The sequence below is a fragment of the Rothia nasimurium genome, from assembly GCF_004569295.1.
GTDB classification, from domain to species: domain Bacteria; phylum Actinomycetota; class Actinomycetes; order Actinomycetales; family Micrococcaceae; genus Rothia; species Rothia nasimurium_B.
The window spans coordinates 48,428-73,317 of record NZ_SPQC01000002.1; the positions used below are offsets into that span (position 1 = coordinate 48,428).

Sequence of the window (24,890 nt, forward strand, 5' to 3'; positions counted from 1 at the left end):
GTAGAAAGGAGCGGTACGGTGCACCCTGCTGACCAGCTACCCACCACCCTCAAAATCGGGGCCTCCACGGTTGACGAGGACCGAGAGTTCGTACGAGCCCTTGAAGCCTTTGAACGCTACCTCACCTACGAGCTCCACCGCTCACCCCAAACAATTCGGGCCTACGTTTCCGATCTCACCGATTTCTTTGCCCACGCCCGCAGGCACGGCACCACCCACCTATCCCACATCACCCTTGAAGTCATTCGAGACTGGCTAGCCTACCATCACCGCAAACAAGCTGCCCGGAGCTCTATGGCCAGGCGGTCCTCGTCCTTGCGGACCTTCTTTACCTGGGCGGAGGAAGAAGAACTCCTCCAAGCCAACCCGGCACTCAAACTCACTACCCCCAAGAAGAGCAACCACCTGCCCTCGGTACTCAGCGAAGCCCAGATGCAGGCGCTCACCACAACCCTGACAGCAGCTCTGGAGCAGGCCCCGCGGGACGCCCGACTCCTGCGTCTTCAAGCGGTGGTGGAGCTACTCTACGCCAGCGGGTTGCGCATCTCAGAACTTACCGGTCTCGACCTAGCAAGCATTGACCGTAACCAGCGAACCCTGCGCGTGCTGGGTAAGGGCAATAAAGAGCGGGTTGTGCCCTTCGGGGCCCAGGCTATGCAGGCCCTCAACCGGTGGGTTGTGGCAGGACGCCCGCAGTGGCTTCCCGAGACAGAGGCAGCTAAAAGCGCCCCAGCTCAACACGCCCTCTTCATCGGCCCCCAGGGTAAACGCGCCAACCCCCGGCAGATTCGCCAAGACCTCACCACCCTCCTGGGTACCTTGGAAGACACCGAAGCCACAGGCGCCCACGTCTTCCGCCATACAGCAGCAACCCACATGGTCGATGGGGGAGCCGACATCAGAGCCGTCCAAGAGTTTCTTGGGCACAGTTCTTTAGCAACCACCCAGGTCTACACCCACGTCTCGGTAGACCGTCTTGCCCAGGCCTATAGCAGGGCTCACCCCCGGGCCTAAAGATAAGGCAGAAGGTATAGGATGGGAAGACCATGTTTTCACCAGCAGAAAAGACCGGCCAGCCCGTCCCCCTACCGCCAGAGACTACCGGCAACCCTACCGGTGGTTTTATCTTTCTGCTGGCTGTCCCCTCAGCCCTCACAAGCCACGTTACCTGGGCTCTTGAAAATCTCACTGCCCACCGGCTGACCCCCACCTGGCAAGCCCAACCCCAGAAACCGGGCTACCACCGTGCAGATATCAGCTGGCAGGGCAACAGCGGGGGAGCAGCCCTCATCGCCTCCACCCTCCGTCACTTCAAGGGCAGCTATTTTGAAGTCACCGAGCGCCGCACCGCAACCTCTGACGCATTACGCATCATGCACACCCCCGAACTTGGCATCTGTACCCTACCGGTAGACCTACAGGGCAACTTCACCGTGACCGAAGACCGCATCCGCTATGCCTTCGAAAAGGCAGCCGGTAATTTCGATGAACTCTACCGGCAGTTCTCTGCAGCCGTTGGCCAGCTCTGGGACGACGAACTTGAGCCCCTGCGCCCTAACGCCTCATCGACCAGCGCTACCGTCAGGCTCCGGGCCTAAGGCAAGAGCACCCGCCCCAGAGCACAGAAAAGGGCCCTTCTGCCCGAACCAGGGTTCGCGCAGAAGGGCCCTTTTCACACGCTAGACCAGCACGGTGCTAGTTGCTGACGCTACGGAAAGCCGCTACAGCGTTGTGGCCACCAAAGCCAAAGGAGTTCGAGACAGCAATAATCTCACCGGCAGGAAGGTCCCGAGCCTCGGTAACAACATCAAGGTCAATCTCGGGGTCCTTGTTCTCCAGGTTAATGGTGCAGGGAGCCTTACGGTGGTAAACCGCAAGAACAGTCAGCACAGCTTCAAGAGCACCGGCACCGCCGAGCAGGTGACCTGTCATTGACTTGGTTGCAGATACAGCTACCTTGCCGGTGTGCTCACCGAAGACCTCACGCAGAGCCAGGGACTCGGGAATATCACCCACGGGAGTAGAAGTTGCGTGCGCATTGACGTGTACTACCTGTTCGGGAGAAATACCGCCATCGGCCAGTGCCTCCTGCAGGGCACGGGTAGCACCCAGAGCAGCCGGGTCGGGAGCGGTGATGTGGTGGGCGTCCGCTGAGACGCCGGTGCCAGCCAGCTCCGCGTAGATACGGGCACCGCGGGCCAGCGCGTGCTCCTCAGATTCGAGAATCAGTGCAGCACCACCCTCACCCATCACAAAACCGTCGCGGCCGGTATCGTAGGGGCGGGAAGCTCCAGCAGGGTCATCGTTACGGGTCGACAGGGCCTGCATCTTCGCAAAAGCGCCAATCGTCATGGGGTGGATCGCGGCCTCAGAACCACCGGCAATCACCACATCGGCCTTACCCGAGCGAATCAGCATCAGGCCTAGTTCGAGAGCCTCGGTCGATGAAGCGCAAGCGGACACCACTGTCTGGGCAGAGCCACGGGCCTTCAAGTTCATCGAGACGGCAGCTGCATTTGAGTTGGGCATCAGCATGGGAACCGTCATAGGCAGCATACGGCGCGGGCCCTTCTCGCGCAGAGTATCCCAGGCATCAAGCAGAGTCCACACACCACCGATACCGGTACCAAAAGCAACCGCGGTTCGCAGTGGATCACACTCTTCGGCAGCCTCAGCGTCAGGGCCGCTGAAACCGGCGTTCTCCCAGGCCTCGCGCGCAGCAACCAAAGCCAGCTGACCCGAGGGGTCCAGGCGCTTCGCCTCAACCTTGGTCAGGCGGCCCGACTCAACAGCGTCTACAGCCACACGGCCAGCAATCGAAACCGGCAGGTCGAATTCCTCAACCCAGGGCTCTTCAATAGTGGTGATGCCTGAGACACCTGCAAGCGCATTTTCCCAGGTCGTCGGAACATCCCCACCGATGGGGGTGGTGGCGCCGAGGCCGGTGACCACAACTTTACGAGTCATGCTTCATTCCTTCGAATACAGTCTTGGGTTGGGGTAAAGAATAAAAAGCAGGTTGGGCACGATAAGACCGTGCCCAACCTGGTCAACGCGACTTAGGCGTTAGCGATGAAGTTAACAGCGTCGCCGACGGTCTTCAGATTCTTGACCTCTTCGTCGGGAATGGTAACGCCGAACTTTTCCTCAGCGTTCACAACGATGGTCATCATTGAGATGGAGTCGATGTCCAGGTCTTCGGTGAAGGACTTCTCGAGCTGGACGTCCTCAACCTCTACACCGGTCTCTTCGTTCACGATTTCTGCAAGACCTGCGAGGATTTCGTTCTGATTTGCCATGATGGCTCCTTCGTCTTAGTATGAGTGGCGTGGGGCCACTGATGTAACTCACCGCGCAGGGGTGCACAGCGGGTGAGGGATAAGTGGGCAGAGCCCACTTTAGCTTCCAAAATTGAGTGTAGCCCCTAGCCCGCACAAAGCTAAGCTGTGACGCCACCTAATTTTTGAAATAAATCTAACATTTTGTCAAAATACGGTGCGGACGCCCGCTCCACCGACCCGGTACAGGGCAGGTTAGGGGAGCATAACAACCTGGGCCGCGTAGGCCAGACCCGCGCCGAAACCAATCTGCAGGGCAAACTTGCCAGAGAGGTCGGGGTTGTCCTGGAGCAGCTGGTGGGCAGCTAGCGGAACAGAGGCAGCAGAGGTGTTACCTGAACACTCGATATCGCGGGCCACCACAACGCTCTCGGGTAGCTTCAGGGTTTTCACCATCTGGTCGATAATGCGCATGTTGGCTTGGTGGGTCACCAGCGCTCCCAGGTCATCTGCGGTAATTCCGGCAGCATCAAGAGCCTTCTGAGCGACCTTAGCCATCTCCCAGACAGCCCAACGGAAGACCGTCTGACCGTCCTGGCGCAGGGTCGGCCAAAGCTTCTCGCCCTCCTGTACCGGGTTAGCCACAAAATCACGGTTGCGGATATCAAGCATGGAATGGGTCATGCCCACAGCGCCCCAGCGCTCGCCGTCCGAACCCCAGATAGTGGGGCCAATGCCGGGATCATCGGAAGCACCTACGACCGCCGCACCAGCACCGTCACCGAGCAGGAAGGAAATGGTGCGTTCGGTGTTGTCGATGAAGTCTGAGAGCTTTTCAACGCCGATGACCAGAACCTTCTGGGCGGTGCCGGAGCGCACCAGGGCGTCCGCCTGGGCAATGCCGTAGCAGAAGCCTGCACAGGCTGCCGAAATATCGTAAGCGGGCGCCTTGGAACCCACAGCTTCAGCTACCAGGGTCGCGAGGGCGGGGGTTGCGTAGGGGTGGGAGATAGTGGCGACGATGACGGCATCCAGCTCTTCACCTTGCACGCCTGAGGTGGCCAGAGCGTCCTGTGCAGCTCCTACTGCAAGGTCTGTTACAGAGATCTTTTCTGAGGCACGGTGGCGGGTCTTAATGCCGGTGCGCTGAACGATCCATTCATCTGAGGAGTCAATCGGGCCGGCAATATCGTCGTTGGTGACGATTAGGTCGGGGCGGGCAGCTCCGTAGCCCAGAATGCGGGAGTAGCGGTTGGGCTCAACCTGCTTGAGAGTAGGCATCGTGAAGTCCTTTCGGGAAAACTTTAGGCCTGGAGAGCCCGGGCTAGGGCTACAAGGTCATTAGGGGTGTTGATGGCGGACGCCGGTGTGCCGCGCATACCGCGCTTGGCCAGGCCCACGAGGGTACCGGCGGGAGCAACCTCAACCAGGCGGGTAACTTCCCGCTCCGCGAGGGTTGCCATGCACAGGTCCCAGCGGACGGGGCGGGTCACCTGGGTAACCAGCGATTCAAGGGCCGCTGCCCCCGTGGCAACGGGCTGGCCATCGAAGTTTGAGAGCAGCTGCGCAGTCGGTTCTGCGGGGGAGAGGCCTGCCGCAAAGTCTGCTAAGGGCCCCTGGGCTGCTGCCATGTAGTCGGTATGGAAGGCACCGGCTACCTTCAGCGGAATCACGCGGGTCTTGGCGGGCGGGTTCTCGGCGAAAGCTGCAAGAGCGTCGAGGGAACCCGCGGCTACAATCTGTCCGCCGCCGTTCGAGTTAGCGGCGGTGAGGTTGGCTTCGGCGATAGCGGCGCGGACGTCGTCCTCAACTCCGCCGAGCACGGCGGCCATGCCGGTGGGGATAGCGGCAGCTGCCTGAGCCATGCTATCGGCACGCACCTTGATAAACCGCATGGCGTCCTCTTCTGTGAGCACACCTGCTAGGGCTGAAGCGGTAATTTCACCTACCGAGTGACCGGCAAAGACAAGCTTCTGGCCCTCTAGGGTCTTCTGGGCTAGGCGACCGGTGACAAGACCAGCTGCCACAATCAGGGGCTGGGCAACAGCGGTGTCCTTGATGGTTTCCTCATCGGCCTCGGTGCCGTAATGAACCAGGTCAAGTTCTACAGCCTCAGAGAGCCGCTCGAGGTGGGGGCGTACCTCGTCGACGTCTAACCAGTTTGAGAGGAACCCGGGCTTCTGCGACCCCTGGCCGGGGCACACCAGTGCTATCACGCGTAACCGCCTTGAAAATAGAGTTTGAGACCTAGAACTTGAAAGTTTCTAGCGCTTTGTTCAAATAACTATCCTACTCCTGTTAGCAGGCCAGCTGGGACGGCACAGCTGTTCAATCTCAAAACCCAAGAAAACTCACAGCTAAGGGCTTCGGCCCAAGAAAGCTAGAGGGTAAGACCGACTAGGCCAAGGACTGCCCAGAACAAAAGCGGCCCCCACGATAATCGTGGGGGCCGCCCTTACACTCAGCGCGAATCTAGGACTCGCTGTGAGCTAGGAACTTGTCAGCACAGGGGCTTAGGCGTCGCCACCGGCGGTACCTGAGGTGCCTGCATTGATGTTGTTCAGGTCGTACTTCTCGAAGGCCTTAGCAGGTGCGTCGGCGGGGACTTCGCCTCGCTTAGCCAGCATCTGCAGGGTACGGACGACGATGGACTCGGCGTCAATCTTGAAGAAGCGGCGGGCACCGGCGCGGGTGTCTGAGAAGCCGAAGCCGTCTGCACCCAGGGTTGCGAATTCGTTGGGAACGAACTGGCGGATGCCGTCCATCAGGTCGGTCTGGTAGTCAGACACGGCAACGATGGGACCGGTTGCACCCTCAAGCTGCTGGGCAACGAAGGGGGTGCGAGGGGCGGCGGACGGGTTGGTCAGCAGCTCGCGCTCGGCAGCGAGGCCGTCGCGGCGCAGGTTGGTCCATGAGGTAACTGACCAGACGTCTGCTGAGACGCCCCAGTCCTCGGCCAGAATCTGCTGTGCCTTTTCAGCCCAGGGAACTGCAACGCCTGAGGCCAGAAGCTGGGCGCGGGGGCCGTCATCCTTTGCCTCGTGCAGACGGTAGATACCGCCGAGCAGGCCGTCAATATCGAGGTTCTCGGGTTCAGCGGGGTGCTGAATGGGCTCGTTGTAGACGGTGATGTAGTACATGACGTTGTGGTCTTCGTTCTTGTCACCGTACATGTGCTCGATACCGCGCTTGACGATGTGGCCGATTTCGTAACCGTAGGCAGGGTCGTAGTGGATCACTGCCGGGTGGGTGCCAGCCAGAATCGGTGAGTGGCCGTCTGCGTGCTGCAGGCCTTCACCGGTAAGGGTGGTGCGGCCGGCAGTTGCGCCCATGATGAAGCCGCGGGTCAGCTGGTCAGCTGCTGCCCAGAAGGCATCGCCGGTGCGCTGGAAACCGAACATCGAGTAGAAGATGTAGACGGGAATCATGGGTTCGCCGTGGGTGTCGTAGGAGGAGCCTACGGCGGTGAAGGCAGCGGTACCGCCAGCCTCGTTGATGCCTACGTGAATAATCTTGCCCTCGGGTGATTCCTTATAGGCCAGCATGAGTTCACGGTCAACAGCCAAGTAGTTCTGGCCATTGGGGTTGTAAATCTTGGCGGTGGGGAAGTAGGAGTCCATGCCGAAGGTTCGAGCCTCATCGGGGATGATGGGCACGATGCGGTGGCCGAAGTCCTTCTCACGCATGAGGTCCTTGAGCAGACGCACGAAAGTCATGGTGGTAGCAGCCATCTGCTTACCGGTGCCCTTGAGTGCACCCTTGTAGGCCTTATCTGAGGGCAGGGTAATCTTGGGCTGGATGTTCTTGCGGGAGGGGACGAAGCCGCCCAGTTCCTCACGGCGGGCCATGAGGTACTTGTACTCTTCGGAGTCCTTACCGGGGTGGTAGTAGGGTGGGTTGTAGAGGTCCTTCTCCAGCTCTTCGTCAGAAATGGGGATTCGCAGGTGATCGCGGAACTGCTTCAGGTCTTCCATTGACAGCTTCTTCATCTGGTGGGTGGCGTTGCGGGCCTCGAAGGAGGCACCCAGGCCGTAACCCTTAACAGACTGAGCAAGAACCACGGTGGGCTGACCCTTGTGCTCAACAGCTGCCTTGAAGGCTGAGTAGACCTTGTGGTAGTCGTGAGCACCGCGCTTCATGGCCCAGATTTCGTCGTCGGTCATGTCCGCAACGAGTTCCTTGGTCTCAGGGGTCTGGCCGAAGAAGTGCTCGCGGATGAAGCCGCCGGACTCAGCCTTGTAGGTCTGGTAGTCACCGTCGCGGGTCTCGTTCATGATGCGGACGAGCTTGCCGGACTTGTCCTTCTCGAGCAGGGAGTCCCATTCACGGCCCCAGAGGACCTTGATGACGTTCCAGCCTGCACCACGGAAGAAAGCTTCAAGTTCCTGAACGATCTTGCCGTTACCGCGAACGGGGCCGTCCAGGCGCTGCAGGTTGCAGTTGACCACGAAGGTCAGGTTATCGAGCTTGTCGTTGGCAGCCAGCTGCAGGGCGCCGCGTGACTCGGGTTCGTCCATTTCGCCGTCACCCAGGAAGGCCCAGACGTGCTGGTCTGAGGTGTCCTTGATGCCGCGGTTGTGCAGGTACTTGTTGAACTGTGCCTGGTGGATGGCGTTCAGGGGACCAAGGCCCATGGAAACCGTGGGGAACTGCCAGAAGTCAGGCAGGTTACGGGGGTGGGGGTAGGAGGGCAGGTGGGTGCCCTGCTTGGTCTTTTCCTGACGGAAGCCGTCGAGCTGCTCTTCGGTAATGCGGCCTTCGAGGAAGGCGCGTGCGTAGTTACCGGGAGATGAGTGGCCCTGGAAGAAAATCTGGTCGCCGCCACCGGGGTGGTTGCGGCCGCGGAAGAAGTGGTTGAAACCTACTTCGTAGAGGGTAGCTACGCCCGCGTAGGAGGAGATGTGGCCGCCTACGCCAATGGTAGCTTTCTGGGCACGCTGAACCATCATGGCAGCGTTCCAACGCAGCATAGCGCGGTAGCGACGTTCAATCTGCTCGTCGCCGGGGTATTCGGGTTCCTGGTCGACAGGAATGGTGTTGACGTAGTCAGTGGTGGTCACCATGGGTACGGTGATCGACTTCTGGCCTGCGCGCTGCATGAGTGAGCGCACGATGAACTGTGCACGTTCGGTGCCGTGAGCTTCGACCAGGTCGTCGAAGGACTCAATCCACTCGCTGGTCTCTTCGGGATCAATGTCGGTGAAGCTGTTGGTCAGTGCACTCAAAACGTGATCGTTCGTTTCTGAGGGTCCCACTAGTCAACCTCTCTTTGTTGTAGGGGTACATGTTCACCTGCAGCAACGTGTGTGCCCGGTGAGCCTTGGATGTATGCCTCGCGCGGCCGGTGGGCAGGCGCTAAGACAACTTCTCTTCTATGTTGTCACAAATTGCAGGTTTTAAGGTTGTGGTTTCAAGGGTTTGGGGGTGTGAATTAGCCGTCACTTGCCCCTTCTTTTTCTGAGGGTGAAATTAGCTGACCTGTTTTGGTCGTGTTCTGTTGATTTGGGGCCTTGAAGCGTGTTCAGTAGGAACTATGAGCATGCCTGAGTTCGCTCAGCAAAGGGGTGGAAGGCAGGTATGCGGGGTCTGTGGTATGGCAGCCCGTCACTTTCTTATGATTCTTTGGAGGACATACGTGAGCGCCACCGGTGCTACTAAAGAGACTGTTGGTCAGAAGCTGGGCCTGCCCGCTGGCAGCCTGATGCAGGAGTTTGGCTACGATGAGGACGTCGACTTCGACTTGCGCGATGCCCTAGAGGATTTTCTGGGTACGGAGCTGCTGGATGAAGACGACCAGGAAGTTGTTGATGGTATCTTGCTGTGGTGGCGCGCTGAGGACGGCGATTTGGTCGACGGGCTCATGGATGTACTAGCAACTCTCGATGATGGGGGAGTTGTATGGCTTCTGGCTCCAAAAAATGGTCGTGAAGGGCACATTCCACCGGTGGAGATTCAAGAAGCTGCCCCGCTGGCGGGCCTACACGTGACTACAACTGAGTCTCTCGCTCAAGACTGGGCTGCTTTCCGCCTGGTGATGAAGCAGGGGAAATAGGCATGAGGGTCTTCTGTCTGGTTAGACAGGAGGCCCTTTTTGGTAGATTCTGGCCCTGAAAGAAGGTGGTGTGGAAAAAAGTTAATAATTTTTTTGAGAAAAATATAACACCATGTCAAAAAGGTATTTTCTGATTCTTGTCTGCTTGAAACAGTCAGAAAATAGGCCGCTTTTGCGCTCCGAAGGGGGTTTTCGATTTGCGCGACTGTTTTGACCTGCGTAGAGTATTACATGTCGCCGCGAGAGATAACGCGGAAGACGCAAGGGTCTTTAGCTCAGCTGGTAGAGCGCCACGTTTACACCGTGGATGTCATCGGTTCGATCCCGGTAGGACCCACAAGTAAGCCCCACACCAAGGTGTGGGGCTTTTTGAATTCTACTACTCTTGTAGTCAGGTTGGGGAGAGCTGTGGGTGTATGTGTGGGCGTCTTGCCAAGGTAAATAGAACCCCAGCAGAAGGTGTCGATAGGTAAACTAGAAACTTCAGTTTTACCACGCACACACATAAACTCTAGAGGAGAAACCTATCTTGACTACCTCACGCCGCACCCTGCTGCAGAGCACCGCAGGGGCTGCACCTGCCGTCCTAGCCACTGCTGCTATCCCTGCTTATGCAGTATCAATTCCCTCCGTGGTAGCCCACGGCTCCACCACCGAAGTCACCCTGGAAAACACCGTCTCCGGTGCAAGCGGTAGCGTCAGCGGCTCTGCAGCAACAGCATCCACCGTCAGCCCCGCTGCTATCAGCGTCCGCTAACCACAAAAACACTCACAGCAACCCCGATGAACCGAAATTTTAAGCCCCGCAATTTCACAGCAGTCTTCCTCTCAGTTGTCTGGCTCCTGATATCGATTTTCTTTATCACTCAGGGGGCTATGGTGACCCTCTGGTCGATTTTCGCATGCGTGGCTCTGGTCATCGGGGTTGCTGCCCTGTGGGTGCTCTTCACCGACACCTACGACTCCTAACAAAACCCTGCGCCTCTGTAGTTAGCCTCCCAGAATGTGAGAGTTTGCTTCGTCTCACCCAGCCCTGAAGCATAAATAGAGCAGACCAGCGTAGTCTTAAGACATGACTGAAAACAATACTGCTCGTAAGGCACAAATTGGTGTAACCGGCCTGGCTGTCATGGGTGCAAACCTGGCCCGCAACCTGGCCCGCAACGGCTACACCGTAGCCCTGCACAACCGCTCCGTTGAAAAAACCGATGCCCTGCTCGAAGCCCACGGCGATGAAGGCGACTTCATCCGCACCGAGACCCTGCAGGAACTGGTTGACTCTCTTGAAGCTCCCCGCCGCATCCTGATTATGGTGAAGGCCGGTGGCCCCGTCGATGCCGTCATTGAGCAGCTCGAACCCCTGCTCGATGAAGGTGACGTCATCATCGACGGCGGTAACTCCCACTTCCCTGACACCATCCGCCGCGAGCGTGCCCTGGCCGAAAAGGGCCTGCACTTCGTCGGTATCGGTGTCTCCGGTGGTGAAGAAGGCGCCCTCAACGGTCCCTCCATCATGCCCGGTGGCTCCGCTAAGTCCTACGAATCCCTCGGCCCTCTGCTCGAAAAAATCTCCGCTAAGGCCCCCAACGGCGACCCCTGCTGTGCCTGGATCTCAACCGACGGTGCTGGCCACTTCGTCAAGATGGTCCACAACGGCATCGAGTACGCTGACATGCAGGTTATCGGCGAAGCCTACGACCTGCTCCGCACCGTTGCAGGTCTAGAACCCGCTGCCCAGGCAGAAATCTTCAAGCAGTGGAACACCACCGACCTCAACTCCTACCTCATCGAAATCACCGCTGAGATTCTGGCCCAGGTCGATGCTAAGACCGGCAAGCCCCTGGTCGACGTTATCGTCGATGAGGCCGGCCAGAAGGGCACCGGCCGCTGGACCGTCCAGGCCGCTCTTGACCTGGGCGCCCCCGTCTCCGGTATTGCAGAGTCAGTATTTGCCCGTGCCCTGTCTTCTAGCAACTCTGATGCCCGCAAGCAGGCCCAGGAAGAGCTACCCGCAGGCCTGATTGCGACCACCGCCGTTGCTAACGGCGACGAAGAGTTTATTGAGGATGTCCGCAAGGCCCTGTTTGCCTCCAAGCTGGTTTCCTACGCCCAGGGTCTCGACATGCTGGCTAAAGCCGGCGATGAGTACGGCTGGGACCTCAAGCTCGACGTCATTGCCGGTCTCTGGCGTGCAGGCTGCATCATCCGTGCAGAACTACTGGGTGAAATCATGAACGCCTACAAGGACGAGACCCCCGCCAACATGCTGCTGGCCCCCGGCTTCAAGAAGCTCATGGAAGAACTCGTTCCCTCCTGGCGTCGCGTGGTTGCTAAGGCAACCGCCGAGGGCGTGCCCGTCCCTGTCTTCGCGTCCTCCCTGAGCTACTACGACGGTCTGCGCCGCAAGCGCCTACCCGCTGCCCTGATTCAGGGGCAGCGTGACTTCTTCGGCGCTCACACCTACGGCCGAATCGATTCTGAGGGCATGTGGCACACCGAGTGGAGCGGCGACCGCAGCGAAATCAACGCTGAACACTCCCACACCCACTAGGCCCTACGCCTAGCATCGATATAAATCTGTGCCCTGACGCTTCGTCGCTCAGGGCACAGATTTATATCGCATCAAAGAGATGAAGGAATGAGATGTCGTTACGTTCAAAGATGAAGAAAGTACTCATCGGAGATCAGGGGAATAAACTTACTACATTCGGTTATGGCCTGGTTGTAGGCACTATCGTAAAGTATTACAGCCTCACTGCCCGCTACGCTCTTCGTAAAGAGACTCCCATCAGCTCGGATTTTAACGAGAACGTGACCTTTGCGGTAAAGACTTTCTTACGCCCTAAAACCATGAACCGTTGCCTTTCCGGCATTCGACAGACAACGTTTACCGGGCGCGTAGTTGTAGCTGATGATTCTGAAAAGCACTGGTCAACTAGGGACTCCGCGGTTCAGGTCGTAAAGCTGCCCTTTAACGTGGGCATTTCACGAGGCCGAAATGCGGCTCTAGAGCAGGTAAACACCAAATATGTTCTATTTACCGATGACGATACTGTCCATACTCGTGCGAGCAATTGGCAGAAAGCCTATGAGTATTTAGAAGCCCACCCTGATGTGGATGCAGTCGCCTGTACCCTGATTGAGGTTCCCACCTTCCGCACCCATATCTACGGTTCAAAAGCGGATACCCTGTACGCTAAATCAGCTGACCCCGTATACGAACCCGGGCAGCTGGTTCACGGGCTTCCTTTCCGGCTAATGACCTCCAATGACTTCTTAGCGCGCACTGAGTCAATTCGTTCTATTGGGGGCTGGGACGACAATCTTAGGCTTAACGAACACAGAGATTTTTTCTCTCGTGCCAGTGGAAAGCTCGTATTCGTTCAGGACCCCGAAGTCTTTGCTTTCCACGCGCGTACCCCCTGGAATAAGAAATACCAGAAGTATCGTCACGATAACGTTGTATCTCGAAGTTTAATCACCCAAAAATGGGGAGAATAAAAAATCCCAGCCTGCATGGCTGGGATTTTTTATTAGATCCACATGGTCGGATCCACGTACTCGACGGCGTCGACCAGGGGTTTTTTGTTTTCGGGGGTGCGCGGACGCGAGCGGGCGGGAATGCCGGTAATGATGGAGTCCTCGGGGTGATCGTGTACGACCACCGAGTTACCGCCGATAGCTGAGTCAGCACCGATAAGCACCGGGCCTAGGACCTTGGCACCGGCACCGATGGTCACGCGGTCACCGATGGTGGGGTGGCGCTTACCCTTCTCAAGGGAGCGTCCGCCCAGAGTCACCCCGTGGTAAATCATGACATCGTTACCGATTTCGGTGGTTTCACCGATCACCACGCCCATGCCGTGGTCAATGAAGAAGCGGCGGCCAATGGTGGCACCGGGGTGAATCTCAACCCCCGTCATGAAGCGGGCAAACTGGCTGAGGGTACGGGCCAACGTGCGAGTAGAGTCCTTCTGCCATAGTTTATGGGCTAGCCTATGAGCCCAGATGGCGTGCATACCGGAGTAATTGATCATGATTTCCACATCGCCGCGGGCTGCGGGGTCGTGTGCTTTGACGGTGTCTAAGTCTTCACGCAGACGCGCTCGGAAACTCATGCTTCTCCTCAAAATCTAGGCAGGGGAGCGCGGCGGGCGCTCTTGCTGAACTCTACAACAGTCACGGCTAGAACGATATTCCGTCTCACCCAAAATATTTACGTCAAGCCGGGGCAGGCGTCCGCGCGGGCTACATTACGTAGACGCGCAGGCACCCCGCTGCCAACCAGCGGGGTGCCAGAGATTATCACAGGGCTGAATATTTAGCCGCGGATATCTTCGTAAAGCAGGGTGGAGATGTAGCGCTCACCGAAGTCGGGAACAACAGCGACAATCAGCTTGCCGGCGTTCTCGCTCTTCTTCGCCTCTTCCAGGGCGGCCCAGACGGCAGCGCCGGAGGAGATACCGCCCAGGATGCCCTCTTCGGTGCCCAGCTTACGGGCGGTAGCAACAGCGTCGTCAATAGCAACGTCGGTGACGGCATCGTAGATGTCGCGGTTGAGGGTATCGGGCACGAAGTTAGCGCCCAGGCCCTGAATCTTGTGGGGGCCAGCCTTACCCTCGGTCAGCAGGGGGGAGTCCTTGGGCTCGACCGCAACAACCTTGATGTTAGAGTTCTGCTCCTTGAGGTACTTGCCGGTACCAGAGACGGTACCGCCGGTGCCAACACCAGCAACGAAGATATCAATCTTGCCTTCGGTTGCTTCCCAGACCTCGGGGCCGGTGGTGTTGTAGTGAATCTCGGGGTTAGCTTCGTTGGAGAACTGGGAGGCCAGGATAGCGTTCTCGGTGGAGGCAACGATTTCCTTGGCCTTCTCAACGGCACCGCGCATACCCTCAGAACCAGGGGTCAGCACAATCTCAGCACCGTAGGCGCGCAGCATGACGCGACGCTCGTTGCTCATGGTTTCAGGCATGGTCAGAATGACCTTGTAGCCGCGGGCAGCACCCACCATAGCCAGGGCAATACCGGTGTTGCCTGAGGTGCCTTCAACGATGGTGCCGCCGGGCTTAAGGGCGCCGGACTTCTCAGCGGCGGCGATGATAGCCACACCGATGCGGTCCTTGACGGAGTTGGCGGGGTTGTAGAATTCCAGCTTGACTGCGACGTTGCCGGGCAGGTCAGCATCCAGACGGTTGAGGCGGACAATGGGAGTGCGGCCGACAACTTCGGTGATATTGTTGTACATCTTTGACACGAGTGCACCTTTCAGGTGGAAGCGATGAATGGTTCGCCCTCTAGTTTACGAAACAAAGGGGGAGGGCTTAACTTCTAAGAAACCTGGCGTAATGTTGCCTAGCCTTAGCCAGCTTGGGGTTGATGACGGCCATGCAGTACCCCTGGTAGGGGTTAAGGGCGTAGTAGTTCTGGTGGTACTCCTCCGCCTCATAGAAGGTGCCCAGGGGTTCTAGCACCGTCACGATGGGCTGGTCCCACAGCTGAGAGGCCCGCTGAATGGCTGCCTCGAAGAGGGCTTTTTGCTCCTCGTTCTCATAGTAGAGGGCAGAGCGGTACTGGGGGCCGGCGTCCGCCCCCTGCCTGTCCCAGCTGGTGGGGTCGTGCGAGGTGAAGAAGATATCGAGCACGGTTTCGGCGGGAATGACGGTCTCGTCAAACTCCACTTTGACTACCTCGACATGACCGGTGGTACCCGAACACACCTCGCGGTAGGTGGGGTTCTCAAGGTGCCCACCGGTGTAGCCGCTGATACTGGCGGTAATTCCTTCAAACTGACGATATACGGCGTCGATGCACCAGAAGCACCCGCCGCCTACAACAAAACTTTGCATACTTCGGGTAACCGTAGGTTCCCCGGTCTTATTCCCGGCCCGGGGCTCGTGACACAATAGGGGCATGACTGAACTTTCAACCCCCACCCTGAACGATGTAACCCGGGCCTTCCACGACATTTTCCCGCCCTCTCTTGCCGAGAAATGGGACGCCGCTGGTCTGGTGATCGGGCGAGCCGATGCCCCCGTCACCACCGTCGGTTTTGCTGTGGACGCCACCGTGGCAACCGCCCGCGAGGCCGCAGAAAAAGGTGCGGGCCTGCTCATTACCCACCACCCCCTGCTGCTGCGCGGGGCGTCCTTCCTGCCCGATACCGACTATAAGGGCGAAATCGTGCACACCCTCATTGAGGCTGGTTGCGGCCTGCTAGGTGCCCACACCAACGTGGACTCGGCCCCGCACGGCACCAACGAGGTCTTCATGAGCAAGCTGGGCATCACAGACACCGAGATTCTGGCCGCGGAAGAGACCGTACAGATTGAGGGTGCGGACGTTCGCGTCGGCATCGGGCGCGTTGGCAGTCTACCTGCTCCCGTCAGCCTCAAGGAACTGGCGGAAAAAATTGCTGACTTCCTGCCGGCAACCGCCGGCGGTCTGCGTATCGCAGGCCGGCCCGATCAGAAGGTTCAAAAAATTGCCCTCTGCACCGGGGCAGGCGATTCCCTCTTTGGCGACGCCCGCGGATCGGGGGCGGACGTCTACATCACCGCCGACCTGCGCCACCACCCGGCCTCAGAAGCTCGTGAGCAGGCCCTCATCAGCGGCGAAACTCCGGCCCTCATTGACTGCTCCCACTACGCCAGCGAATGGCTCTGGATGGACGGAGCCGCCCGCCTTATCACCAAAAAACTGGAGGAGCGGGGCTTTACTATCGACACCTACGTCTCGACTCTCAACACCGATCCCTGGGACTTCACCGTCTCCACCGGGCAGGTAACGGGCTCAGCCTCTACCCGCTAGGTGCCCTACTCCCTCACCAGAAGAGTCAGGGTACCCGGCTTCTTCTCGGTGGGGGAGAGCAGCTCCACCTCAAAACCGGGGGCAAGCGCCTCGGCCAGCTCACCGGCGTCCTCAATCTCGGTCAGGTTTTCCTGCACCAGGTAGCGGCCCAGAAGGCCCCGGTAGTGCTTGGCCATATGCGAGATCACCTTGCGGCTACCATCAGCTGCCACTCTCTCCACCCGAACCAGCAGATGGTGCTGCGGAGCGGGCGTCCACGCCTTCGCGTAAGCAGCAGAGCGGCCATCCACCACCAGCTGATCCCCGGCCAACTCATTCAAGGGGCGTTTGAGCTCGCCCTTCCAAAACTTAGCCAGATCCCCAATCTCACCCAGCTTCGTGCCCATCGACAGCCGGTAGGCCGGAATCATATCGGTAAGACCCACCGCGCCCCAGGCCGCAGATATCACCACAACAGCCCTATCAGCCCGCTTTCGCGCGTCCGCCCTCAAAGAGCCGTACCCAAAAGCCTCAAACAAAACCCCCGAATACACCTCGGCCGCAGGCGCCGCAGGCTCCGACCACAACCGAGTATTCCGCTCAACCTCAGCCAGCAAGGACGGGCCCACCTTCAACAGCTGCCCCGCATCGGGCAAACCGCTCACCCGCACCAACTCATCCACCACAGCCTCACGAGCCCCCGTCAACTCAGGAGCCAACAAGTCACCCAACTCAACCCCGGAGCCAGATGTGGCAGGAGTCTTACCCTCAGACGGCGGAAACAAAATCAACATACCCACCAGTGTAGTAAAGTAGAACCCCAGAACGGGACGCCCAGGCAATCGCGCAGCGCACAAACGCTTCGAGGAAAGTCCGGGCTCCACAGCACAGGGTGGTCGATAACGTCGACTCAGGGTAACCTGCAGGCCAGTGCCACAGAAAACAAACCGCCCCACCACGGGGTAAGGGTGAAAAGGTGAGGTAAAAGCTCACCAGTACCGCAGGCGACTGCGGTAGCTCGGTAAACCCCACCCGGAGCAAGGCCAAACAGGGCGCGCTAGTAACCAGTGCGGTGAAGCGCCCGGGTAGGCTGCTTGAGCCCGCCGGCAACGACGGGTCTAGATGGATGATTGCCGCCTGCCCTCGGGTAGGTACAGAACCCGGCTTATCGGGCGTCCCGTTCTTTTAGTTTTATGCGGCGCACGCCGGGTTCTGCGGTTCGCTGGCGCTTACCGATTCAGCGCATTTTTTGATTCCTCGCTTGCTCGGAAAAATGCGCTTCATCCCAGGCTTATCGGGCGTCCCGTTCTTTACTCCCCGTGACCAAAGGGGTCGGGGTCGACACCCGGCATCCAGGTGTTACCTTCGGCAGTCCAGCTCTCAGCCTTCACAACCTTCTTGTACTTCTTGCTGTACTTGGCGTTCAGCCGATTCACGTAGAGCTTGCCGTCCAAGTGGTCAGTTTCGTGCTGCATGACGCGGGCAAACCAGCCGGTCGCCTCAAACTTCAGCGGATTACCCTCACCGTCGAACCCGTTGACCGTGACCCAGTCAGCGCGTTTGAGCGGGAAAGAATAGCCGGGGAAGGACAGGCAGCCCTCAACCTCATCGTAGGGGTCGGGGTCAGCTGTTGAAATCTTGCCCAGAGTCAGCACGGGGTTAACCACTACGCCCAGCGGGGGCACACCGTCCTCATTCTCAAACTTATAGGTAAAAAGACGCAGGCCCACACCCACCTGGGGGGCTGCCAGGCCCACACCGTTCGAGACCTCCTGAGTCTCGTACATATCGTCGATAAGCTTGCGCAGCTCATCATCAAAGGACGTTACCGGAGCAGCCGGGCGGTGCAGAGCCGGGTTACCGTGAATAACAATGGGCAAAACAGTCATGACATAACCTCTCACGCAGGGTAAACAAAAAAGGGCCGCTACGATAAAAACCGTAGCGACCCTTCTACTCGGGGTGATCGACGGGGGTTGAACCCGCGACCTCCTGGACCACAACCAGGCGCTCTGCCAACTGAGCTACGACCACCATGTCTACAAAAACTACCGTTTCTTTCACCGGCTTGTTTTGGCAACGGATACTAGCTTACACACAGTTTTGATTCCCCGCAAATCGAAAATGAGGTTATACAGAGTGACTGTGCTCACGAACTTTCGGGGCTGGGGTCGGGCGGACGCTGCCAGGCTGCGGGCGGCGTCCGCGCCTCCTGAACCCCTAGGCAGGATTAATCTGCTGGCGGGTTGCCGCGACCTCCTGGGCAACCTTCTGGGCAGCTGCGCTATCGGGCCCAGGGGAGGGTACAAAAACCGTGCCGCGGTAGTAACGCAGCTCGTCGATGGAATCCTGGATATCGCCCAGTGCCCGGTGGTTGCCGGTCTTTGCCGGGGCGTTATAGGTGGCCTTCTCAAACCAGCGGCGGGAAAGCTCCTTGATGGTAGACACGTCAATCACGCGGTAGTGCAGGTAGTCCACGAGCTCAGGCATATCGCGCACCAAAAAAGTCTTATCGGTGCCCACAGAATTACCACCCAGCACAGCCTTGCGCGGCTCAGGAACCCACTGCTTCACATAATCCAGTACCAGCTGCTGGGCCTCGGACATGGTGATGCCCTGGCCCAGGTCGTCCAGCAGGCCAGAGACCGTGTGCATGTTGCGCACAAAGTCATCCATCTGCTCAAGGGCCTCGGGCTCGGGCTTAATGACGACATCCACACCGTCACCCAAAATGTTGAGATCCCCGTCAGTCACCAGTGCGGCGACCTCGATTAGGGCGTCCTTCTTAAGAGAGAGGCCGGTCATCTCACAATCAATCCATACGATACGTTCATTTGAAATAGACACAGAACCAATCTACCCCTTTTGAGCCCTAACCCACAGCAGATTTTCAGAGAGCAGAGCGCCGCACACGCCCAGTGGGCTAGGGGCATCCGGGTAAAATCAGGTGTACTCTTCCGCTCGGCCAGGAGGACCATGAGCCCCAGAACAGCGCAAACCCATACCGCCAGCATCCCGGTGCACCGGTATAACCCCAAGACAGCCCACTATGTCTCGGGTAGCCCCCTGCGAACCCTCATCTTCGGAACCATTGGTTCTCTACTGGTGATGTTCGCATCCTTCGGTGTGGGCTGGCTCGCAGATGCCTCCCCCTTCCGCCGGGTGGACTGGATTATCCCGCTACGCTACACGGCACCCGGGCTGGTGACCTGCATCGCCCTACTCGTTGTGGGATCGATGATGCTCTGCCGCGAATGGTTGCGCATGGTGCAGAAACTGCTCGTCTGGGACCAGCGTGCAAAACGCTGGGCAACCGCAGCCATTATCTGCTGGATGCTACCCCAGCTGTTTGCCTTCCCCCTCTATAGCCGTGATGTCTTCTCCTACTTTGCCCAGGGACGCGTCATGGCGTCAGGGCTTAACCCCTACGAGTACGGGGTTTCGTCCGTCAATAACTTCTTCCAGTACGGTGCCGACCAGATGTGGTCCGAATCGGCTCCGCCCTACGGCCCCGTCTTCCTGCTCATCGAAAAATGGGTAGCCCAAATCGCCGGTGATTCCGTAGATACCGCCCTCTATCTCTTTAGACTGGTTGCCCTCATCGGAGTGGGGCTTATCGCCTACTACGTGCCTAAACTGGCGAGCCTCCACGGTATCAATGGCATACGAGCTAACTGGCTGGTGCTGGCCAACCCCCTCTTTATCGCCGCCTTCATCACCTCTTCCCATAACGACGCCCTGATGACCGGCCTGGTACTGGCAGGTGTCTACCATGCGGCGGCCCGCCGCGATACCGTGGGCGGCCTACTGGGAATTACCCTGGTGACCGCAGCTGTAGCCGTCAAGCCTATTGCCCTGGTCGCCCTACCCTTCATCGGGCTTTTCTGGGCCGGTAGGGGAGCCAGCTGGCCCCGCCGCTTTATTTTCTGGGCCATGACCCTGGCTATCTCCATGGCGGAGCTCTGGGTGCTTGGGTCCGTGACCGACCTGGGCTTTGGCTGGATTGGGGCCCTAGCTACCACCGGTGGCCAGTACATTTGGTTCACTCCCATTGGCTTCCTGGGGCTGCAAATCAACCAAATTCTGGTATCTATCACCGGCGATAACGCCCTGGCGAACTCGGTGCGCGGCACCTTCTTCTCTCTGGGAAAGCTCGCGGGCATGCTGCTGGCCGTGGTTGTCATGTTCGTTGGCAAGGACGAAAACCTCATCCGCCGCACAGGCCTGGCTCTAGCTATGGTTGTGGTTTTTTCACCCATGCTGCAGTCCTGGTATCTGCTCTGGTTCATCCCGCTGTTTGTGGTGGCCGGTGTGCGCACCGACTGGCAGCTGGACTTCTACTTCCTGACCACTATGTTCTTTGTGATCTACGGGGTCTCAGACCAGCTTGCTGTCTCACCCTACCTCGATAACTTCGACCAGAACATGGGCCGCCTTATCGCAGCTGTACTCAGCCTTGCCTACGCCTTCTGGTTGGTCTTCTTCGACCCGGCAACCCGCCGAGTGCTCCGCCGTGGCCAACGATCCTCCCTCTACGAAGTCAGTATCTAGCCTCCAGATGAGAGCCGGAGCCTTACTCATCTCTTGGTCGGGGGCGATGCCCTTTTGGATGCTGAGATGACTTTTAGCCGAGGAGTCGATAGTATAAACAGCGGCTAGCCTCAGTAGCTCAGTGGATAGAGCAGGAGCCTTCTAATCTCTTGGTCGGGGGTTCGACTCCCTCCTGGGGCGCTCAACATATCCCTCACTTGGTAAAACAAGTGGGGGATATTTTTTATTATCAAATATGGCTTACACACAGGAAAATCAAATACTTTCGGAATACACTAGAGGGCATGTCTACAGCCAACCTGCCTGAAACGCTCAGCGGCGCACCCCCGTCCTGCCCCGCCGAACAATGCTGGCAGGGACCAGGCTCACCCTAGCTCTGAGCACCCTACTTGTTGCCTGTGGCCCTGCTGAAGAGCAAATCCAGCCCACCGCCACCGGTGATGAACACACCAACGAGGCCCACGACGTAGACATCAACCAGGCACTTGACCAGATCGAAGTAGACTACGGCATCACCCTCAGCCTGGCTGTCTATAACCACGCCACAGACAGTCTCTTCCTATGAGATCTACCGCAGATTTGGGTTTGACGACGGGGAATCTACAGCCAGCGCCCAATCCTCAACAAGACCTATGAGCTGCTGGGGGTCACAGAGACCCGATCTGCCGGAACCTGGGGCGATAACCAAACCTGGGCTGAGGACCAGGTACGCATCATGCGTGCCATCGTCGATACTGTTGAGTGGGTCAATGCTACCGACGCTCAATTTCTTCTCGAAAAAATGGTTCCGCTCGACTGGTCACAAACCTGGGGTGTGGGTTCCCAATACGGGCAGACCGTGCTGGGGGGAACCTGTCACCGACGTATCGGTTAAAAATGGCTGGATCCAGGAAGATACTGGCGAATGGCATATCAACTCCGTCGGTCTTGTTAGAACCGAAAGTACTACCTACTCCATTGCCCTGTTGAGTAAGGGGTTCGAGGACCAGCAGGTAGGGTACGAGGTGGCTAGCCAGGCAGTGCAAGCCTACTTTGACCACGCCGGTTAAGCGTGTGGGTTTCTAACCTGATATAGCCAGCGGCCTGAGCCACCGCGCATACCACCACCGGCCCTAAGCGTTGAAACCCGAGTGCCCGTAACTCGCGAGCCAGGGTATCGGTTTCAGCGGTGGTGCGGGGGAGTGCTTCGGTACACGGGCACAGTAATTCCTCTGGAAATGCCTCAGCAAAGAGATCTGCTAGATTTACCCGAGACTCTTTCAACACTCTCGCGTTAGCGATGCAGGCCCGAAGCTTAGATTCGTTCCTAATCCCGATATCGCCCTCAAGGTAGGCACTGATATCGTCTACAGTCATGGCAGCCAAACGGTCGGGTTGAAAATCGTGTAAGGCCCGGTTCAACTCCTCCCGTTTTGCCAGAACCGTAGACCACCACAGGCCGCTTTGAAACACCAGTAGGCAGAGGTGCTCGAAAAGGGCCTCGTTTGTGCGCGGCACGTTCTGCCACTCCTGTCCAAAGTAGGTGCGGGTGCGGTCATCCCGTACCCAGGCAGGCTCATCGGGAACACGTGTATTGGTCACTGTGCTGTCTCCTTTGTGCTGGTAGATGCGGACGCCTGCCCCGGTACCTTAGCGGGGCAGGTGGTATGAGCCTAGAGGGGTAGGGCAGCCGTGCAACAGGGGTGTGAACAAAATCTGTCATGAAAGCTCTTGCCCGCGTCACAGCTTCACCAATTTTCTGCCCTTTACCGTGCGGTAGCAGCACATACGTTATCCACAGGCAACATTTTTCTGGCTCTTAGACCTTTGCTGGTGTAACCCTTGAGACACCCGGTCCACCCACAACTCAAGGAGGAGTCATGACCGACACCGTCACTATCCGAGGCTTTATCGCAACGGCACCCACCCAAAAATTTCTGCCCAATGGCAATATCCCGGTAACGAACTTCCGTATTGCCTCCACACCCCGCTGGTTTGATGCCACCAGCGGCACCTGGAAAGAAGGCACAACCAACTGGTACACCGTCAACTCCTTTAGAGCTCTGGCGTATAACAGCGCCCGGAGCCTGCAGGTAGGGCACCCGGTGCTGGTTACCGGACGCCTGCGCGTCAAACAGTTTGAACGGGCGGACGGCTCACCCGGCACCAGCATCGAAGTAGACGCCACCAGTATCGGGCACGACCTCAACTACGGACTAGCCAATTTTGCCCGTATCACCGACAGGAAACCGGATGTCGATGAGACCGACCGCAAGTTCAACGAGCAGGTAGCCGGGGAACAGAAACTCAACCACGGCTATAGCTCTCTACCAGCTGTTGAAGAAGACCCCCAAGGTAGCCATTCTCCCGAAAACGGCCATCAGGTTTCTGACCAGGGACTCACCGATAAGGCAACAGACGACGAGGCTGTTGAGGGTCTGACCAGCTAAAGGGCGGGGCAGGGCAAACTCACACCAAGATTCTTGGCAGATGCCCTGCCCTAAACCCCCAACAGCTTGACATCAACCGGTAGGCTTAAACGCATGGCAGAATTTATCTACACCATGACCAAAGCCCGCAAAACTGTAGGCGACAAAGTCATCCTTAACGACGTATCAATGTCGTTCTTCCCCGGTGCAAAAATCGGTATGGTCGGCCCCAACGGTGCCGGTAAGTCAACCATCCTGAAAATCATGGCGGGTCTCGATACCCCCTCCAACGGCGAAGCACGACTTTCAGAAGGCTACACCGTGGGCATCCTCATGCAGGAGCCCCCGCTGAACGAAGAAAAGACCGTCCTGGGTAACGTCCAGGAAGGCGTCGGCGAAATCTACGAAAAGATTGTTCGCTACAACGAAATCTCAGAAGAGATGGCCAACCCCGATGCCGACTTCGACGCGCTCATGGAAGAAATGGGCAAGCTGCAGGAAGCCATCGACGCTGCCAACGCCTGGGACATCGACTCCCAGCTGGAACAAGCCATGGACGCCCTGCGCTGCCCTCCCGGCGACTCACCCGTTACCCACCTCTCCGGTGGTGAACGCCGCCGCGTAGCGCTCTGCAAGCTCCTGCTCCAGAAGCCCGACCTGCTCCTGCTCGATGAGCCCACCAACCACCTGGACGCAGAATCCGTCCTCTGGCTGGAACAGCACCTGCAGTCCTACGAGGGCGCAGTTATCGCCATTACCCACGACCGTTACTTCCTCGATCACGTTGCAGAATGGATCGCAGAAGTAGACCGTGGTAACCTCTACCCCTACGAGGGTAACTACTCCACCTACCTGGACAAGAAGCGCGCTCGCCTTGAAGTTCAGGGTAAGAAAGACGCCAAGCTCGCTAAGCGCCTGGAAGAAGAACTCGAGTGGGTTCGCTCCAACACCAAGGGCCGTCAGGCTAAGTCCAAGGCTCGTCTGGCCCGCTACGAAGAGATGGCAGCAGAGGCTGAGAAGACCCGCAAGCTAGACTTCGAAGAAATCCAGATTCCTCCGGGACCCCGCCTGGGTAACGTCGTCATCGAAGCAGAAAACCTGCAGAAGGGCTTCGACGGCCGCTCCCTCATCAACGGTCTTTCCTTCTCCCTGCCCCGTAACGGCATCGTCGGCGTTATCGGCCCCAACGGTGTAGGTAAGTCAACCCTCTTCAAGACCATCGTTGGCCTTGAACCCCTCGACGGTGGCAACCTGAAGATCGGTGAAACCGTCAAGATTTCGTACGTTGACCAGAACCGCGCCAACATCGACCCCGAAAAGTCGCTGTGGGAGGTTGTCTCAGATGGCCTGGATTACATCCAGGTAGGCCAGATAGAAATGCCCTCACGCGCCTACGTCTCAGCCTTCGGCTTCAAGGGCCCCGACCAGCAGAAGAAGGCAGGTGTGCTCTCCGGTGGTGAGCGCAACCGCCTCAACCTGGCCCTGACCCTCAAGCAGGGCGGCAACCTGCTGCTGCTCGACGAACCCACCAACGACCTGGACGTCGAAACCCTCACCTCCCTCGAAAATGCCCTGCTGGAATTCCCCGGCTGTGCCGTCGTGGTCTCCCACGACCGCTGGTTCCTCGACAGAGTAGCCACCCACATCCTGGCATGGGAAGGCACCGACGAACAGCCCGACAGCTGGTACTGGTTCGAGGGTAACTTCGAGTCCTACGAGAAGAACAAGATTGAGCGTCTTGGCCCCGAGGCTGCGAAGCCGCACCGCGTCGTTCACCGCAAGCTCACAAGATAATTGAGCTAAAAATCCCTC

At 58.3% G+C, this 24,890-nt stretch carries 25 protein-coding genes, 3 tRNA genes and 1 other RNA gene; 16 read left to right on the forward strand and 13 right to left on the reverse strand.

What is annotated here, in order from left to right:
* Window positions 1-18: 18 nt before the first annotated feature.
* Window positions 19-1,014 (forward strand): tyrosine recombinase XerC, encoded by a 996-nt coding sequence (locus E4U03_RS00815; RefSeq protein WP_194210368.1) that lies wholly within the window; start codon window positions 19-21, stop codon window positions 1,012-1,014.
* A gap of 32 nt (window positions 1,015-1,046) precedes the next feature.
* The gene (locus E4U03_RS00820) at window positions 1,047-1,598 is read left to right on the forward strand and encodes a DUF3145 family protein (protein WP_135011106.1); all 552 of its coding nucleotides are present in this window, start codon (window positions 1,047-1,049) and stop codon (window positions 1,596-1,598) included.
* A 97-nt stretch (window positions 1,599-1,695) separates the two neighbouring features.
* Here the strand turns inward: E4U03_RS00820 and fabF are convergent, their stop codons facing one another.
* From fabF to aceE, 5 genes are all read right to left on the reverse strand, one after another.
* Entirely contained in the window at window positions 1,696-2,967 is a 1,272-nt protein-coding gene (fabF, locus tag E4U03_RS00825) for a beta-ketoacyl-ACP synthase II (protein ID WP_135011107.1), read from the reverse strand.
* Between the two features lie 92 nt (window positions 2,968-3,059).
* A complete protein-coding gene (locus tag E4U03_RS00830) occupies window positions 3,060-3,299 on the reverse strand; it encodes an acyl carrier protein (RefSeq protein ID WP_135011108.1) in 240 nt (79 codons plus the stop codon).
* Between the two features lie 234 nt (window positions 3,300-3,533).
* A complete protein-coding gene (locus E4U03_RS00835) occupies window positions 3,534-4,559 on the reverse strand; it encodes a beta-ketoacyl-ACP synthase III (RefSeq protein WP_135011109.1) in 1,026 nt (341 codons plus the stop codon).
* Between the two features lie 23 nt (window positions 4,560-4,582).
* Window positions 4,583-5,494, reverse strand: coding sequence for an ACP S-malonyltransferase (locus E4U03_RS00840; RefSeq protein WP_135011110.1), 912 nt, complete (start codon window positions 5,492-5,494; stop codon window positions 4,583-4,585).
* Window positions 5,495-5,791: 297 nt separating this feature from the next.
* Window positions 5,792-8,533: a pyruvate dehydrogenase (acetyl-transferring), homodimeric type gene (aceE, locus tag E4U03_RS00845; RefSeq protein ID WP_167752213.1), complete on the reverse strand. Its 2,742-nt coding sequence runs from the start codon at window positions 8,531-8,533 to the stop codon at window positions 5,792-5,794.
* 380 nt (window positions 8,534-8,913) lie between these two features.
* On the opposite strand from aceE, the gene E4U03_RS00850 reads away from it, so the two are divergent.
* The 6 genes from E4U03_RS00850 to E4U03_RS00875 all read left to right on the forward strand — a co-directional run bounded on the left by E4U03_RS00850 (window position 8,914) and on the right by E4U03_RS00875 (window position 12,831).
* The gene (locus E4U03_RS00850; protein WP_416220601.1) at window positions 8,914-9,330 is read left to right on the forward strand and encodes a DUF3052 domain-containing protein; all 417 of its coding nucleotides are present in this window, start codon (window positions 8,914-8,916) and stop codon (window positions 9,328-9,330) included.
* Window positions 9,331-9,594: 264 nt separating this feature from the next.
* Window positions 9,595-9,667, forward strand: a tRNA-Val gene (locus tag E4U03_RS00855).
* Window positions 9,668-9,859: 192 nt separating this feature from the next.
* On the forward strand, window positions 9,860-10,087 hold the full coding sequence (locus E4U03_RS13060; protein ID WP_194210369.1) for a hypothetical protein: 228 nt from the start codon (window positions 9,860-9,862) through the stop codon (window positions 10,085-10,087).
* Between the two features lie 26 nt (window positions 10,088-10,113).
* Window positions 10,114-10,299: a hypothetical protein gene (locus E4U03_RS00865; protein ID WP_135011111.1), complete on the forward strand. Its 186-nt coding sequence runs from the start codon at window positions 10,114-10,116 to the stop codon at window positions 10,297-10,299.
* Between the two features lie 103 nt (window positions 10,300-10,402).
* Window positions 10,403-11,881 (forward strand): NADP-dependent phosphogluconate dehydrogenase, encoded by a 1,479-nt coding sequence (gndA, locus tag E4U03_RS00870; RefSeq protein WP_135011112.1) that lies wholly within the window; start codon window positions 10,403-10,405, stop codon window positions 11,879-11,881.
* A 92-nt stretch (window positions 11,882-11,973) separates the two neighbouring features.
* Window positions 11,974-12,831 (forward strand): glycosyltransferase family 2 protein, encoded by an 858-nt coding sequence (locus E4U03_RS00875; RefSeq protein ID WP_135011113.1) that lies wholly within the window; start codon window positions 11,974-11,976, stop codon window positions 12,829-12,831.
* Window positions 12,832-12,863: 32 nt separating this feature from the next.
* On the opposite strand, the gene epsC is transcribed toward E4U03_RS00875, so the two are convergent.
* The 3 genes from epsC to msrA form a co-directional block, all read right to left on the reverse strand.
* Window positions 12,864-13,448 (reverse strand): serine O-acetyltransferase EpsC, encoded by a 585-nt coding sequence (gene epsC / locus E4U03_RS00880; RefSeq protein ID WP_135011114.1) that lies wholly within the window; start codon window positions 13,446-13,448, stop codon window positions 12,864-12,866.
* Between the two features lie 203 nt (window positions 13,449-13,651).
* A complete protein-coding gene (gene cysK, locus E4U03_RS00885) occupies window positions 13,652-14,578 on the reverse strand; it encodes a cysteine synthase A (RefSeq protein WP_194210370.1) in 927 nt (308 codons plus the stop codon).
* A gap of 76 nt (window positions 14,579-14,654) precedes the next feature.
* On the reverse strand, window positions 14,655-15,179 hold the full coding sequence (msrA, locus tag E4U03_RS00890; RefSeq protein ID WP_135011116.1) for a peptide-methionine (S)-S-oxide reductase MsrA: 525 nt from the start codon (window positions 15,177-15,179) through the stop codon (window positions 14,655-14,657).
* Window positions 15,180-15,243: 64 nt separating this feature from the next.
* On the opposite strand from msrA, the gene E4U03_RS00895 reads away from it, so the two are divergent.
* On the forward strand, window positions 15,244-16,140 hold the full coding sequence (locus E4U03_RS00895; protein WP_135011117.1) for a Nif3-like dinuclear metal center hexameric protein: 897 nt from the start codon (window positions 15,244-15,246) through the stop codon (window positions 16,138-16,140).
* Window positions 16,141-16,145: 5 nt separating this feature from the next.
* Here E4U03_RS00895 and E4U03_RS00900 read toward each other — a convergent pair whose 3' ends face one another.
* A complete protein-coding gene (locus E4U03_RS00900) occupies window positions 16,146-16,913 on the reverse strand; it encodes a YaaA family protein (protein ID WP_135011118.1) in 768 nt (255 codons plus the stop codon).
* A gap of 32 nt (window positions 16,914-16,945) precedes the next feature.
* On the opposite strand from E4U03_RS00900, the gene rnpB reads away from it, so the two are divergent.
* An RNA gene (gene rnpB / locus E4U03_RS00905) (RNase P RNA component class A) lies at window positions 16,946-17,303 on the forward strand.
* A gap of 126 nt (window positions 17,304-17,429) precedes the next feature.
* Here the strand turns inward: rnpB and def are convergent.
* From def to orn, 3 genes are all read right to left on the reverse strand, one after another.
* Entirely contained in the window at window positions 17,430-18,008 is a 579-nt protein-coding gene (gene def / locus E4U03_RS00910; RefSeq protein ID WP_135011119.1) for a peptide deformylase, read from the reverse strand.
* A 72-nt stretch (window positions 18,009-18,080) separates the two neighbouring features.
* Window positions 18,081-18,153, reverse strand: a tRNA-His gene (locus E4U03_RS00915).
* Between the two features lie 186 nt (window positions 18,154-18,339).
* Window positions 18,340-18,966 carry an oligoribonuclease gene (gene orn / locus E4U03_RS00920; RefSeq protein ID WP_135011120.1) on the reverse strand — a complete coding sequence of 209 codons (627 nt, stop codon included), beginning with the start codon at window positions 18,964-18,966 and terminating at the stop codon, window positions 18,340-18,342.
* 129 nt (window positions 18,967-19,095) lie between these two features.
* Here orn and mptB point away from each other — a divergent pair, with 129 nt between their 5' ends.
* From mptB to E4U03_RS12700, 4 genes are all read left to right on the forward strand, one after another.
* Window positions 19,096-20,670, forward strand: coding sequence for a polyprenol phosphomannose-dependent alpha 1,6 mannosyltransferase MptB (gene mptB, locus E4U03_RS00925; protein WP_135011121.1), 1,575 nt, complete (start codon window positions 19,096-19,098; stop codon window positions 20,668-20,670).
* A 107-nt stretch (window positions 20,671-20,777) separates the two neighbouring features.
* Window positions 20,778-20,850, forward strand: a tRNA-Arg gene (locus tag E4U03_RS00930).
* Window positions 20,851-21,016: 166 nt separating this feature from the next.
* Window positions 21,017-21,235, forward strand: coding sequence for a hypothetical protein (locus tag E4U03_RS00935; RefSeq protein ID WP_135011122.1), 219 nt, complete (start codon window positions 21,017-21,019; stop codon window positions 21,233-21,235).
* Between the two features lie 150 nt (window positions 21,236-21,385).
* Entirely contained in the window at window positions 21,386-21,544 is a 159-nt protein-coding gene (locus E4U03_RS12700; protein WP_167752214.1) for a hypothetical protein, read from the forward strand.
* Between the two features lie 134 nt (window positions 21,545-21,678).
* On the opposite strand, the gene E4U03_RS00940 is transcribed toward E4U03_RS12700, so the two are convergent.
* On the reverse strand, window positions 21,679-22,251 hold the full coding sequence (locus E4U03_RS00940; protein WP_167752216.1) for a DNA-3-methyladenine glycosylase I: 573 nt from the start codon (window positions 22,249-22,251) through the stop codon (window positions 21,679-21,681).
* 278 nt (window positions 22,252-22,529) lie between these two features.
* Here E4U03_RS00940 and E4U03_RS00945 point away from each other — a divergent pair, with 278 nt between their 5' ends.
* Window positions 22,530-23,099, forward strand: coding sequence for a single-stranded DNA-binding protein (locus E4U03_RS00945; protein ID WP_135011124.1), 570 nt, complete (start codon window positions 22,530-22,532; stop codon window positions 23,097-23,099).
* A 93-nt stretch (window positions 23,100-23,192) separates the two neighbouring features.
* The gene (ettA, locus tag E4U03_RS00950) at window positions 23,193-24,872 is read left to right on the forward strand and encodes an energy-dependent translational throttle protein EttA (RefSeq protein ID WP_135011125.1); all 1,680 of its coding nucleotides are present in this window, start codon (window positions 23,193-23,195) and stop codon (window positions 24,870-24,872) included.
* Window positions 24,873-24,890: the final 18 nt, after the last annotated feature.